The sequence below is a fragment of the Cryptosporangium sp. NPDC048952 genome (assembly GCF_043197895.1).
Classification (GTDB): Bacteria; Actinomycetota; Actinomycetes; order Mycobacteriales; family Cryptosporangiaceae; genus Cryptosporangium.
This window is the reverse complement of the sequence record NZ_JBICTY010000004.1, coordinates 248,180-260,574: the sequence shown is the minus strand read 5'-3', so window position 1 is coordinate 260,574 and position 12,395 is coordinate 248,180. Positions and strand designations below refer to the sequence as shown.

Genomic DNA, 12,395 nt, shown 5'->3' with positions numbered 1-12,395 from the left:
AGCCCCCGATCCCCGCCGCAGCCTTCCGCGGCCCCCACCACATGCGGCCCGGCGGCCCGCATCGCGCGGCCCGCAGCGCGGCGGACCAGGGCGCGGCGGCCCGCGGCGCGGCGGACGGAGGCGCGGCGGACCGGGGCGCGGCGGCCCAGGGCGCGGCGGCCCAGGGCGCGGCGGCCCAGGGCGCGGCGGACCGGGGCGCGGCGGCCCAGGGCGCGGCGGCCCAGGGCGCGGCGGACCGGGGCGCGGCGATCCGCGGCGCGGCGATCCGCGGCGCGGCGGACGGGGGCGCGGCGGACCGGGGCGCGGCGGACGGGGGTGCGGGGGCGGTTGGCGCCTCCGCGGGATGTGCACGGGTCATCCGGCGACCAGCACCCGGCTGAACGTGCCCTGCCCGCGCCACGACGGCACGCCCTCGGCGTCGACCAGAAGACCGTCGCTCCACTCGAGCGCGTACGGCAGGGACGGGTGTTGGGCAGCGGCGGTGAGGTCGGCGAGCAGTCGCCGGGCGGTGGCCCAGTCCCCCGACCCCCCGACCAGCTCGGCGACCGCCACCGCCGCGCGCCCGGCGAGCGCGGCCTCGGCCCGTGCGGTGAGGTCCGCGGCCTCGGCGTCGTCCGCGGTGCGCGCTGGCTCCTCGTCGACAGCTTCGTCGTCCGCCGGACGGGGCGGACGGATCCGCTGAGCGGTCGGACGCTCGGCCTGCGCCACCGCCTCCGTGAGGTCGCCCGCGGACAGCCAGGCCCGCGGCGCGTCGAACACGAGCCCGGCCAGCGGCGCGGCGAGCGCGCTCACCGTCGACCGGCGGGTGAACGTGCGCCACACCTCGGGGGGAAGCAGGTCCAACGCACGGGTAGCCCCGACGGCCTGCGTGAGCCGCCCCGCGGCGGCAGTCGACACGTCGCGATAGGACGCGATCGCGGCCCGCAGCTCGGTGCTCGGCCGCGTGAGGTCCGGCCAGCGCGACAGCACCGTGTCGTGCACCCCGGTGGCTTCGCCGATCAGCGCGTCGGCGTTCCAGAGCAGGGGCGCCTTCTCGCGCAGGGCGTCGATCGTGCCGCCGGACGTCAGCATGAAAAGTTCGGTGACGATCAGCCGGAACGCTTTCGTGAGGCGGCCCGCGGCTTCGCGGGCGTCGTCCTCGGTGGCGGCGGGATCGTCCAGGTTGAGCCGCTCGAGGCTCAGCATCCGGTGCAGCTCCAGCTGACCACCGCGCGTGAGCATCCGCCGGATGAACAGCAACGACACGTAGCTGGTGAAGCTCGCGCGGTAGACGTCCTGGTGCGGGCGGTCGAACGCCTTCTGCACCGCGCCGAGTTCACGCAGCACCCGCACCCGCGACTGGAACACCGGCTCGGGGAAGCCCCGGCACGCGTGCCGCATCTGTTCCATCGTCAGACCGTCGCTGCCTGCGCTCGAGAACGCCGCGAACAGCGCGTCGGCGAGGTCGACCATCTCGGGGTCGCCGATCACGGACTGCGCCGAGCTGCCGAGGACCGCGAACATCTGCCGGTAGACCGCGACGATCGCGTTGTCGTGTGCGGCGCTCTCCAGCGTCAGGTCATCGGGGTCCACAGTCCGGTCACTCTAACCGGGCGCGGGCCCGGAATGGCGTAGGGCCCCGGTCGGTGACCGGGGCCCTACGGTGCGTTCTGTCGGCTCAGCCCTGGCGGGCCTTCAGCCTCGGGTTCCGCTTGTTGATGACGAGGACCTGACCGTGGCGGCGAACCACGATCGAGCCGTCCTTCGACTTCAGCGATCGGAGCGAGTTCCTGACCTTCATCGCGGTCGTCCTCTCTGCTTCCGAGTTCCCGGAAGCCTCACGTACCCGACAACCGTTTTCAATTGACGATCATTCCCGCCGCGGCATCGCGGTCGAGGGGGTTGCCGCGTCGATGCGGCGGGGCCGCTGCTGCACCGCGTCGGGCGCAGCGGCTCGTCGCGTCAGGCCGCGAGGGGGGCGCTGCGACCGGGGAGCCGGTCGAGGGACGGCGTCAGGCCGTACTCGGCCTGGGCGCGCAGCGCTTCGCGGGTGTACGAGTCGGCCAGCTGCCAGGCCAGGTCGTCGCGGTTGTCGGCGATCGCCTCGTTGATTCGCGCCGCGTAGTCGTCGTGAAGTTCCTGCAGGTACTGCTCAATGCTCAGTGCCGTAGGCACGGTGACCTTCCTCAGTTCGTTCGGTTGACAGCCTCTACTGTACCGATTCAGACGCTGAGTGGCCACCGAATATTCCTCCCGCGAGTCACGCATCACACGGCGGCGCCCCCACCGTCACCGCACCGACCGAAGCCGTCAACCATCAGCCTCGGCGCGCTGACCAGTCGCGACAGGAGCGTCACGCAGGGAACAAAAGACCACTGAGGACACCGGAATATGTCCGATCGGACGAGGCGCGACCACCCACCCGGCCCCTAGCGTCCGGCGCCATGACCCCGGGATCCACCCCCAGCGCCGCTGGGGCAGCCGCCGCTGCGTCCGTCGACAACCCGACGGCTACAGTTCCGCTCGTGCCGATCCGGGGTGGGAACACGACGGCAACGGTTCCCTTGGTCACCATCGACGAATCCGAGGACGCCCCGGCCGACCCCGCGCACCCACAGTCCCCCACGCCCCCCGCGGAGCCGCCCACCGCGGCGGCCCCTGCATCACCCTCGTCCCCGGACGCTCCCGCGTCATCCCCGTCCCCGGACGGCCCCGAGCTCCAATCCGAAGCCTCAGCCGTCCCGGCCCTCCCCGAGCCCTCGCCTGCCGCCTCGAAATCCGCCCTGCCGCAACCCGCCATGCCAGCGGCCACCGCCCCGGAACCCACGGCAGCAGAGCCCCGCATGGCGCGACCCACTTCGGCGGAGTCCCGCGCAGGAACAGTCGTGTCCGCGCCACTCACTGCCGGAGGACCCGCCGCGGCCGCACTCAGCGCGGCAGGGCTGGGCGCGGCAGGGCCGGGCGCGGCAGGGCTGGGCGCGGCAGAACCCACCGGGTCGGCAGCGGGCGGCCCGGAGTTCGCCGCCCCGGAGAGCGTGCCCGCCGAGGGCGCTGCCGTCGAGATCGCCGCCGAGTCGTCGGTGGCTTCGGGGAACGCCGTCGCGGGCCAGGAGCAGGTTGACGATTCGCGGTCCACCGAGCCGACGAGCGCCGATGCCCAGCAGGCGTCGGATACACGGGGCGCCATCCGGCCACTACCGCCGACCACGCGCCCCGCCACCTCCAGCACACGCATGCCGAGCGCCACGCCGCCAACTGCGAGCGCGGTGGAGGAACACAGCGACGGGGCCGACGCCGAGCGGCCCGCGGGCATCCCCCCGACCGCGTCGGCGACCGATCTGATCAACGCCTGGCGAGCAGCAACCGGACAGCGCGACGCAGGTCCGCGAAGCCGCACCACACCCACCGACGAGGACTCGCACGGGACGCGTTCTACCGTGTCCGGCGCGGGGAAGGGCGGCGCGCCGTCCGTACCCGAGCGCGCACCGTCGTCTGACGAAGCCGAGCGGGAGCCGGGCTCGCAGCAGGCCCCTGCCGAGCCGGCGAAGTTGCCCAGCCGACCGACCGGCCGCACCTACTCCAGCACCGCCTCAATCACCATCGGGCGCACGTACTCCAGCGGCGACTCAGCTGATCCGAACCGCCCCAGCGCGGCCTCCACAGACGACAACGCCGACACCGATTCCGCCTCAACGAACGCCGGAAGCCCGGAGCACCCCACGGCCCCGGCATCCGACGACTCGCAGCGCAGAACCCGCCCGCCCGGGCGCACCTACTCCGCGGCCGCATCCGGCCAGGACCCCGGCACGCGGGAATCGCGCACGGCCCCGAGGGCCACTGAATCGCGGAGCGATGCCCGACCGGCGGGGCGCACGTACTCAGGTGCTGCGGCGGCACCTGGCGAAGACACCGACCCGCGCGAAGCGGGGACTGCCCCGGGGGCGGGCAGGTCGCAGAGCGGGGCTCGGCCGACGGGGCGCACGAGTTCGGAGAGCAATGGCTCGGAGAGCGGGGTCCGGCCGACGGGGCGGACCTACTCCGGGGCTGCGGCGGCCGTCGAGCGGGGCGCGGATGGGCGGGAGGCCCGGACGCCGGGGACGGGAGAGGCGAAGGCGGGTGGGCGGCCCGTCGGGCGGACTTACTCGGCCGCGGCTTCGACCCCGTCCCCTTCGGTGAAGGATGGAGGGGCTGACGGCGGCGAGGACGTTGAGGAGTCGGGGCCCAAGCAGGCTTCGGAAATCTTCAAGGTGGCGCCGGGGTCGGCGCTGGCGGCGCTATTCGCGATGACCGACAAGTCAGCCTCGCCTGAGGAGTCGGACGAGGCCGAACCGTCTGCGCCGGCGAACCCTGGGTCGCGCGGTGCCTCGAGTGCTCCTCGGAAGCCTGGTGCGCCGGTGCCTCAGGGCACGTCCCACGGCGCCGAGCGTCTTGCGCGGCCACAGTCCTCCGCGGACTCTGCGCGGCCGAATCCCGCGGACTCTGCGCGGCCGGAATCCTCCGACCCTGGCGCGCGGCGGGGCGTATCAACCGGAACGGGCGCGGTTGGCGGACCCGCGATTGCGCGCATCCCGACGCAACGCGCCACGCCGCCTGTCTCGGCACCACCATCCAACGGGCCGCGCGCCGCTGCGCCGACATCCGCCCCGCCGAGGACGCCCCGGCCGTCGGCGCCGGAGCAGACCACGCCGCCGACCTCTGCGCCGCCTGCGACGGCACGGCCTGCGGCTGCGTCGCCCGGGTCCGAATCGCAGGTCGCGGCACGAGCCACATTCACCCAGCCGACCTCGGCACCACCCGCCGCGGGACGAGCCGGTTTCCCGCCGCCTGTCTCCGGCTCACCGGCCGCAGCGCGGGGCGCGGCCACGCCGCCGACGTCGGCGCCGCCCGCGACCGCGCGGGCTGCGGTGGCGCCGCAGTCGCAGGGCGCTGGGGTTCCCAATGAGCTGCCGGCCAATGCCGCCGACCCGACCATGCCGATGCACGTGCTGCCCAGTAAACGGGAGCGGCCGGAGCGGCCTCGGTCGGTGGTGGCGGCGATGGTGCTGGTGAATCTCACCGGCGTGGGGTTGTTCGGGCTCTCGCTGTTGTTCGCGACCCTCGGACCGGCGGTGTTCTTCGTGCCGCTCGCAGCGGCCGTGATGATGGGCTGGCTCGGTCGGGGGATCTGGCGCGGGAGCCGTGGCGCGCACGTGATCACGCTGACGATCGCCGTGTTCGTGGTGCTCGCGGGGTTCGCCTCGATCGGTGGCGCGTCGATAGTGGTCACCGCGTTGCAGTTGCTGCTGCCGGCGGTGCTGATCGGTCTGCTCACGGCGCAGTCCGCCACCCGCGCGTACTTCTGGGCCCGCTGACCGACGCCAGCCGGCGGTAACCGCCTCGGCGGTTACCGCCCAACCGAAGTCAGCCACTCGGCGACGACTACGGCCGGCCCCTCGCGGGTTCAGCCTCCGTCGGCGACGACGGCGTCAACCCTCGGGCGCGAAGCGGCCCGGTCTCCCCGCCGTCATGCGGCCCAGCATCGGCACCAAACGGTGCGGGCTCACGGCTGTCGCGTGGACCCGCCTTCCCGCCATCGCGCGGCGCGGCCGAGCCGTCGCGCGGCGCGGCGGGAGTTAGATGGGAGCCTCGTAGGGCGGTGGCGGCTACCACCGCGGCACCGAGCATCACCACGGCCGCGGCGATGCCCGCCGCGTGCATGCCGTCGGTGAACGACTCGCGGGCCAGGCGCAGCACCGCGTCACCCAGCTCCCCCGGCAAGGACGACGCCACGGCCCGCGCGCCGCCGAGCGTCTCGCGGACGACGTCCAACGCGGACGACGGCAGCTCGGACGGAGCCCCCGACGTCACCGAACTGCGGTAGATCGCACTCCCCAGACTCCCCAGCAGCGCCATGCCGAGCGCCCCGCCGAGCTCGGTGGCCGACTCCAGGATCGCCGACGCCGACCCCGCCCGCTCCGGCGGCGCCACCCCGAGCGCCACCTCGGTGACCAGGGCCATCACTGTCACCAGCCCGCCCGCGTACAGCGTCGCGACCAGCAGCACCAGCCACAGCCCCGTGTCAGGCGTCACGCGGGTGACCAGCAGGAACCCGACCGCCGCCACCGTGAACCCGCCGGCCATCACCAGGCCCCGGTCGAACCTCCGACCGAGCGCGGTCGCCAGCGGCGCCACACCCCCGATCACCAGCGACGGCGCCACACTCCACAGCGCCGCCCGCAGCGGACTGAGCCCGAGCACCGACTGCAGGTACTGCGTCGCAAAAAGCGCAAAACCAACGACTCCAAACATGGCGACGACGTTCAGCGCGGCGGCGCCCCCGAAGGCCCGGCGGCGGAACAGCGCGACGTCGACGATCGGCGAGGGGTGCCGGACCTGCCGGCGGAGGAACACGACACCCACGACGAGGCCCACCAGAATGGCCACGATCGGCTCCCAGAGCGACCCCGACGCGCCCGCCCCGATCTGTGCGAGCTCCTTCACACCCCAGATCACCGGCAGCACCGCGGCCAGCGACAACAGACCGCTGAGCCAGTCGAACCGGCCGAGCCCCCCGGCCCGGAACTCCGGCACGAGCAGCGGCGCCAGCACCAGCAGCAGGATCATGAACGGCAGGTTGATCAGGAAGACCGACCCCCACCAGAAGTGCTCGAGCAGCAGCCCGGACAGCACCGGGCCGAGCGCGATGCCTGCGCTGGTCGCGCCGGTCCAGATGCCGATCGCGGTGCCGCGCTGCCGGTCGTCGTGGAACATGTTGCGGATCAAAGCCAATGTCGACGGCATGAGCGTCGCGCCGGCGATGCCGAGTACCGCGCGGGCCGCGATCAGCATCTCCGCGTTCGGCGCGTAGGCCGCCAGCAGCGAGGCGGCACCGAACGCGAAGGCCCCGATCAGCAGCAGCTTTCGACGGCCGATGCGGTCACCGAGCGCGCCCATCGGGATGAGCAGACCGGCGAGGACGAAGCCGTAGACGTCGAAGATCCAGAGCTGCTGGGTGCTGGTGGGTTCGAGCTCGATGCTCAGGTACGGGACGGCGAAGTACAGCACCGAGACGTCCATGGAGACGAAGAGCAGCGGCAGGAGCAGGACGGCGAGGCCGGTCCACTCCTTTCGACCGGCTCGCGCGTGGACGGCGTACTCAGAGGTCATGAGGGGCTCCCCGAATAGTGCGGCACGTGTACGACGTACGCGCCGATCGCCACCCAGTGAAGCGCACCGTTGACGCCGTACGCAAGCGTCGTTTCACCTGCTCGGAGCGCACTTACCGCACTAGTACGACCGCACTACCCCGGCGAGCTGCGATCCCAGCTCCTTGCGCGGAAATCGCACTGATGGTGCACTAGTACGATGACCCCGTCGGCACGCATCACCGCGGAGCTCCGCGAACGGATCCACACCGGACATCTGGCGCCCGGTGACCGCCTGCCGTCGACCCGGCAGATCACCCGTCAGTGGGGCGTGGCGATGGCCACCGCGACCAAGGTGCTCACCGCGCTGCGCCAGGAGGGCCTCGTCGAGGCGGTACCGGGCGTCGGCACCGTGGTGCGGGCGGCGCAGACCGGTGAGCTCCCGCCCCCGGGGCTCTCCACCGAGGCCCGGCCCGCGCCGCGCCGCCCGCGGGAGAACTCCCTGAGCCGGGAGCGGATCGTCGACGCGGCGATCCGGATCGCGGACGCCGACGGCATGCCCGAGCTGTCGATGCGGCGCGTGGCCGCGGAACTCGGGGTCGCGACGATGGCGCTCTACCGGTACGTACCGAGCAAGGACGATCTGATCATCCTCATGATCGACGCGGTGTTCGGCACCGTCGCGATGATCCCCGAGCCGCAACCGGTGGGGTGGCGCGCCCGGCTCGAGGCGATCGCCCGGATCCAGTGGGACGTGTACCGGGCGCACCCGTGGATGGCGGCCGAGCTGTCGTTCTCACGGCCGCAGCTCGTGCCGCGGGGGATGGTGCACACCGAGTACGCGATGGCGACGCTGCACGAAGCCGGGTTGGAGCCTGCCGACTTCCTGAACGCTGCGGTGAGTCTGTTCAATCACGTGCGCAGCATGGCGATGGTGTTCGCGGAGGAGCAGCGCAATGTTCAGGAAACCGGGTTGTCCGCTGAGGAGTGGATGAAGAGCCACGACAGCTATTTTTTCGAGGTCATGGCGACCGGCCAGTTCCCGATGATGTCCCTGGTGTCGGGCATTCCGGACGACGTGCTCAGCATCGAATCGTTGTTCGAGTTCGGGCTGGCCCGCTATCTCGACGGTCTAGAAGTGCTCGTCTCCGCGCGCTAGCCACCCTGCCGGGTCGTCGAGCACCCGGTCGAGCACGGACCACGCCGCTCCGAGTGCTGCCGCGTCGGCGCCCAGCGCGGACGCCCGCACGGTCGGGCGGGACACCGCCGCGCCGACGAGCCGGCGTGACAGCTGCGCCTCGATCGGCTCGACGAGCCACGGCGCGAGTTCCGCATGGGCGCCGCCCAGGACCACCGCGTCGAGGTCGAGCAGGTTCAGTGCGCCGGCTAGCGCGATGCCGAGGGCCTCTCCCGCCTCGGCGAGTGCGGCGAGGATCGCGGGCTCCCCCGCCGACGCCCGGGCCGCGAACGAGCCGTCTCCCCCAACCGCCCCCGGCCCCGCAGCCGAAGCCGCACCCCGCGCCGCAGCCGCACTCGGCGCCGTAGCCGCACTCGGCGCCGTAGCCGACGCCGCGCCCGGTTCTGCGCTCGCTGTGCGGGCGATGGCTCGGAGGCCGGCGTACTGCTCCAGACAACCGTCGCTGCCGCATCCACACGCGCGGCCGCCCGGCCAGACGGTCACGTGGCCGAGCTCGCCGCTCCAGCCGTGGCGGCCGCGGTAGAGCTGGCCGTCCAGCACCAGCCCGGCGCCGATGCCGACCTCGCCGGACACCTGCAGGAACGACCGGGGCGCGTCGACGCCCAGCGCCCGCTGTTCGGCCCGTGCCGCGAGCGTCGCTTCGTTCTCGACGACGAGCGGCAGGCCGCCGAGCGACGACGTCAACGAGGCGCGCACCCCACCGGCGTCGAGGTTCGGCGTCACCACCGGCTCGCCGGTCGCCGGGTCCACCAGGCCCGGCACCGCCAGCGCCGCCCCCGACAGCGTCAACGCCAGCGCCCCGACCTCCGCGACGACCTCGCGCACCATCCCGGCCAGCGCCTCCGCCCGCGACGCGACCCTCGCAGCACCCGCCGCCGCGCCCGATGCCGCCTCCGCGACCGGCGCCTCCGCGACCGTCGCGGCCTCCGCCGGCGCCGTCGCCGGTGCGAACACGGCTGAACGCTGGATCCGGACCGCGCCGGTGAGGTCCGCTACGCAGACCGACACGTGGTCGACGTTGAGCTCGATGCCGAGGCCGGCCGGGCCCGTCGCGTCGAGGACCAGGCCGGTCGACGGACGTCCGACGCCGGCTCGCGTCGGTGCCCCGGTCTCGCGCACGAGCCGACCCTCGATCAGCGTCTCGACGAGCGCCGACACACTCGCCCGCGTCAGCCCGGTGCGGGCGGCGACCGACGCCCGCGAGATCGGGGCGTCGGCGAAAGCGACAGCTCGTAGCACCAACCCGAGGTTGTGCGCCCGCACGGATTCGGTGCGCGCCGGAGCGTCGCCATTGTGAACGAACGGAGGTTGCACCACCCGCACCTCTCCCGTTTTCGGCCGCAGGCCTATATGTTAACCCTCTGAACTAATCGCCGGAACCGCACGGAGGTAACCGCCATGGCAGCGCAGCCAACGCCCGCTGACCGCTTCACGTTCGGACTCTGGACCATCGGCTGGGAGGCCCGCGACCCGTTCGGCGACGCGACCCGCGCCCCGCTCGACCCGGTCGAGTCCGTGCACAAGCTGGCCGAGCTCGGCGCCTACGGCATCACGTTCCACGACGACGACGTGGTGCCGTTCGGATCGGACGACGACGCCCGCGCCAAGCACCTCGGACGCCTCAAGGACGCCCTCGCCGCCACCGGTCTGGTCGTGCCGATGGTGACCACCAACCTCTTCACCCACCCGGTGTTCAAGGACGGCGCGTTCACCAGCAACGACCGCGGCGTACGCCGGTTCGCGCTGCGCAAGACGCTGCGCCAGGTGGACCTCGCCGCCGAACTCGGCGCCACCACGTTCGTCTGCTGGGGTGGCCGCGAAGGCTCCGAGACCAACGCCGCCAAGGACGTCCACGCCGCGCTCTCCCGCTACGCCGAAGCCATCGACACCCTGGTCCAGTACTCCATCGACAGTGGGTACGACCTGAAGTTCGCGATCGAGCCCAAGCCGAACGAGCCCCGGGGCGACATCCTGCTCCCGACGGTCGGCCATGCGCTCGGCTTCATCTCGCAGCTCCAGCACCACGAGCGGGTCGGCCTGAATCCCGAGGTCGGGCACGAGCAGATGTCGAACCTCAACTTCGTCGACGCGATCAGCCAGGCGCTGTGGCAGGGCAAGCTCTTCCACATCGACCTCAACGGTCAGCACGGCCCGAAGTTCGACCAGGACCTCGTGTTCGGTCACGGCGACCTGATCAACGCGTTCTTCCTCGTCGACCTGCTCGAGCACGGCCCCCTCGGCGGCGGCCCGACCTACGACGGCCCGCGTCACTTCGACTACAAGCCGTTCCGCAACGAGGACGCCGACGGCGTCTGGAACTCCGCGGCCGCGAACATGCGGACGTACCTCCTGCTCAAGGAGCGTGCGCAGGCGTTCCGGGCCGACCCGGAGGTGCAGGCCGCGCTCGAGGCGCACGGCGTCACCGGTCTCGCCCAGCCCACGCTGAACGAGGGCGAGTCGATCACCGACCTGCTCGCCGACCGCTCCGCGTTCGAGGACTTCGACGTGGCCACCGCGGCCGCGAAGGGTTCCGGCGCGGTGAAGCTCGACCAGCTCGCGATCGAGCACCTGCTCAACGCCCGCTGAGTTCGTGCATGCCCTGCTCCCCGCCCAAGCGGGGAGCAGGGCATGCACACTGGCCCCGTGAGCGCTTCTCTGAATCCGGACAAGACCGAGTGGGACGTCATCGTGATCGGCGGCGGCCCGCCCGGTGAGGTCGCCGCGCAGTACGCCACCCAGTACTCCGGCCTCGACGCCGTCATCGTCGAATCACAACTCCTCGGCGGCGAATGTTCCTTCTGGGCCTGCATGCCCTCGAAGGGCCTGCTCCGCCCGATCGAGCTCGTGAACGCCGCCGCCGACGTGCAGGGCGTCACCGGCGCGACCGTCGACGTCGCCGCCGTCCTGGCCCGGCGCGACAAAATCGTCAACAACCACGACGACACGTCCCAGGTGAGCTGGGCGAACGGCGTCGGCATCGACGTCGTCCGCGGCCACGGCCGCCTCGCGGGCGAGAAGACCGTGACCGTCGACGGCAGGACCCTCACCGCCCGGCACGCGGTCGTGCTCGCCACCGGAACCCGCGCGAACGTCCCGGCGATCGACGGGCTGCGCGAGGCCCACCCGTGGGTCTCCCGGGACGCCACCAACGTGCACGAGATCCCGCGCCGCGTCGTCATCGTCGGCGGCGGTGTGGTGGCCTGTGAGGCCGCCACCTGGCTGCACGGTCTCGGCGCCGAGGAGGTCACGATCATCGAGGGCGGACCGCGCCTGCTCGGCAAGAACGAGCCGTTCGCCGGCGACATCGTCGGGGACGCGTTCCGGAAGGCCGGCGTCAGCGTCCGCACCGGCTCGCGGGTCAGCGCGGTCTCCCGGCCGGACGTCAACGACGCCGGAGAGGGCCTGGTCCACGGCGGCGAGGTCACCGTCACGCTCGACGACGGCACCACCGTGACCGCCGACGAGATCCTGGTCGCCGCCGGACGTACCCCGAACAGCGACGATCTGGGTCTGAACACCGTCGGCGTCGAGACGAAAAACTACGTGACCGTCGACGACCACCTCACCGTGCCCGGCCACGACTGGCTCTACGTCGTCGGCGACCTCAACGGCCGGGCCCTGCTCACCCACATGGGCAAGTACCAGGCCCGCATCGCCGGTGAGGCCATCGCCGCCCGCGCGGCGGGCCAATCCGCGCCGCACGCCGACCGCGCCCCCGTCCCCCAGGTGACGTTCACCGATCCGGAGGTCGGCTCCGCGGGGCTCACCGAGGCCCAGGCCCGCGACGCGGCGATCGACGTCGAAGCCGTGGAATTCGACCTGGCCGCGCTGGCCGGTACCTACGTGCTGCGCGACAACTACGTCGGACGGGCGAAGCTGGTCCTCGACCGGGCGACCGACACGCTGGTCGGCGCCACGTTCGTCGGCGCGGGGATCGCCGAACTCGTGCACTCCGCGACGGTCGCGATCGTCGGGAAAGTACCGGTCAGCGACCTGTGGCACGCCGTGCCGAGCTATCCGACGGTCAGCGAGGGCTGGTTGCGCCTGCTGGAGACGCTTGATCAGCAGCGCCGGGGGAAGTAACTGAGTCCGAT

General features: G+C 72.6%; 10 protein-coding genes. 5 read left to right on the top strand and 5 right to left on the bottom strand.

What is annotated here, in order from left to right:
• The first annotated feature begins 41 nt into the window (after window positions 1-41).
• Window positions 42-380, top strand: a complete 339-nt coding sequence (locus tag ACGFY5_RS23725; protein WP_392722943.1) for a hypothetical protein — start codon at window positions 42-44, stop codon at window positions 378-380.
• Here the strand turns inward: ACGFY5_RS23725 and ACGFY5_RS23720 are convergent.
• The 3 genes from ACGFY5_RS23720 to ACGFY5_RS23710 form a co-directional block, all read right to left on the bottom strand.
• Window positions 355-1,572, bottom strand: a complete 1,218-nt coding sequence (locus ACGFY5_RS23720; RefSeq protein ID WP_392722942.1) for a hypothetical protein — start codon at window positions 1,570-1,572, stop codon at window positions 355-357. The two genes, ACGFY5_RS23725 and ACGFY5_RS23720, sit on opposite strands and share 26 nt — an antisense overlap.
• An 85-nt stretch (window positions 1,573-1,657) precedes the next feature.
• On the bottom strand, window positions 1,658-1,780 hold the full coding sequence (locus ACGFY5_RS23715; RefSeq protein ID WP_392722939.1) for a ribosomal protein bL36: 123 nt from the start codon (window positions 1,778-1,780) through the stop codon (window positions 1,658-1,660).
• A gap of 161 nt (window positions 1,781-1,941) precedes the next feature.
• Complete coding sequence (locus tag ACGFY5_RS23710; protein ID WP_392722937.1) at window positions 1,942-2,154, bottom strand: hypothetical protein; 213 nt, start codon at window positions 2,152-2,154, stop codon at window positions 1,942-1,944.
• Window positions 2,155-4,949: 2,795 nt separating this feature from the next.
• Between ACGFY5_RS23710 and ACGFY5_RS23705 the strand changes: the two genes are divergently transcribed.
• Window positions 4,950-5,330, top strand: a complete 381-nt coding sequence (locus ACGFY5_RS23705) for a hypothetical protein (RefSeq protein WP_392722935.1) — start codon at window positions 4,950-4,952, stop codon at window positions 5,328-5,330.
• Between the two features lie 67 nt (window positions 5,331-5,397).
• Here the strand turns inward: ACGFY5_RS23705 and ACGFY5_RS23700 are convergent, their stop codons facing one another.
• On the bottom strand, window positions 5,398-7,125 hold the full coding sequence (locus ACGFY5_RS23700) for an MFS transporter (protein WP_392722932.1): 1,728 nt from the start codon (window positions 7,123-7,125) through the stop codon (window positions 5,398-5,400).
• Between the two features lie 198 nt (window positions 7,126-7,323).
• On the opposite strand from ACGFY5_RS23700, the gene ACGFY5_RS23695 reads away from it, so the two are divergent.
• Complete coding sequence (locus tag ACGFY5_RS23695) at window positions 7,324-8,262, top strand: GntR family transcriptional regulator (RefSeq protein ID WP_392722931.1); 939 nt, start codon at window positions 7,324-7,326, stop codon at window positions 8,260-8,262.
• Here the strand turns inward: ACGFY5_RS23695 and ACGFY5_RS23690 are convergent.
• Window positions 8,236-9,615 carry an ROK family protein gene (locus tag ACGFY5_RS23690; RefSeq protein ID WP_392722929.1) on the bottom strand — a complete coding sequence of 460 codons (1,380 nt, stop codon included), beginning with the start codon at window positions 9,613-9,615 and terminating at the stop codon, window positions 8,236-8,238. The genes ACGFY5_RS23695 and ACGFY5_RS23690 overlap by 27 nt on opposite strands.
• Before the next feature lie 84 nt (window positions 9,616-9,699).
• On the opposite strand from ACGFY5_RS23690, the gene xylA reads away from it, so the two are divergent.
• Both xylA and ACGFY5_RS23680 read left to right on the top strand, forming a co-directional pair.
• On the top strand, window positions 9,700-10,887 hold the full coding sequence (xylA, locus tag ACGFY5_RS23685) for a xylose isomerase (protein WP_392722927.1): 1,188 nt from the start codon (window positions 9,700-9,702) through the stop codon (window positions 10,885-10,887).
• 42 nt (window positions 10,888-10,929) lie between these two features.
• Window positions 10,930-12,384 carry a dihydrolipoyl dehydrogenase family protein gene (locus ACGFY5_RS23680; RefSeq protein ID WP_392722926.1) on the top strand — a complete coding sequence of 485 codons (1,455 nt, stop codon included), beginning with the start codon at window positions 10,930-10,932 and terminating at the stop codon, window positions 12,382-12,384.
• Window positions 12,385-12,395 lie beyond the last annotated feature (11 nt).

Coding starts and splice junctions, on each gene's coding strand:
- ACGFY5_RS23725 (WP_392722943.1), top strand. CDS start 42: ATGCGGCCCGGCGGCCCGCATCGCGCGGCCCGCAGCGCGGCGGACCAG.
- ACGFY5_RS23715 (WP_392722939.1), bottom strand. CDS start 1,780: ATGAAGGTCAGGAACTCGCTCCGATCGCTGAAGTCGAAGGACGGCTCG.
- ACGFY5_RS23705 (WP_392722935.1), top strand. CDS start 4,950: ATGCCGATGCACGTGCTGCCCAGTAAACGGGAGCGGCCGGAGCGGCCT.
- ACGFY5_RS23700 (WP_392722932.1), bottom strand. CDS start 7,125: ATGACCTCTGAGTACGCCGTCCACGCGCGAGCCGGTCGAAAGGAGTGG.
- ACGFY5_RS23695 (WP_392722931.1), top strand. CDS start 7,324: ATGACCCCGTCGGCACGCATCACCGCGGAGCTCCGCGAACGGATCCAC.
- xylA (WP_392722927.1), top strand. CDS start 9,700: ATGGCAGCGCAGCCAACGCCCGCTGACCGCTTCACGTTCGGACTCTGG.
- ACGFY5_RS23680 (WP_392722926.1), top strand. CDS start 10,930: ATGCACACTGGCCCCGTGAGCGCTTCTCTGAATCCGGACAAGACCGAG.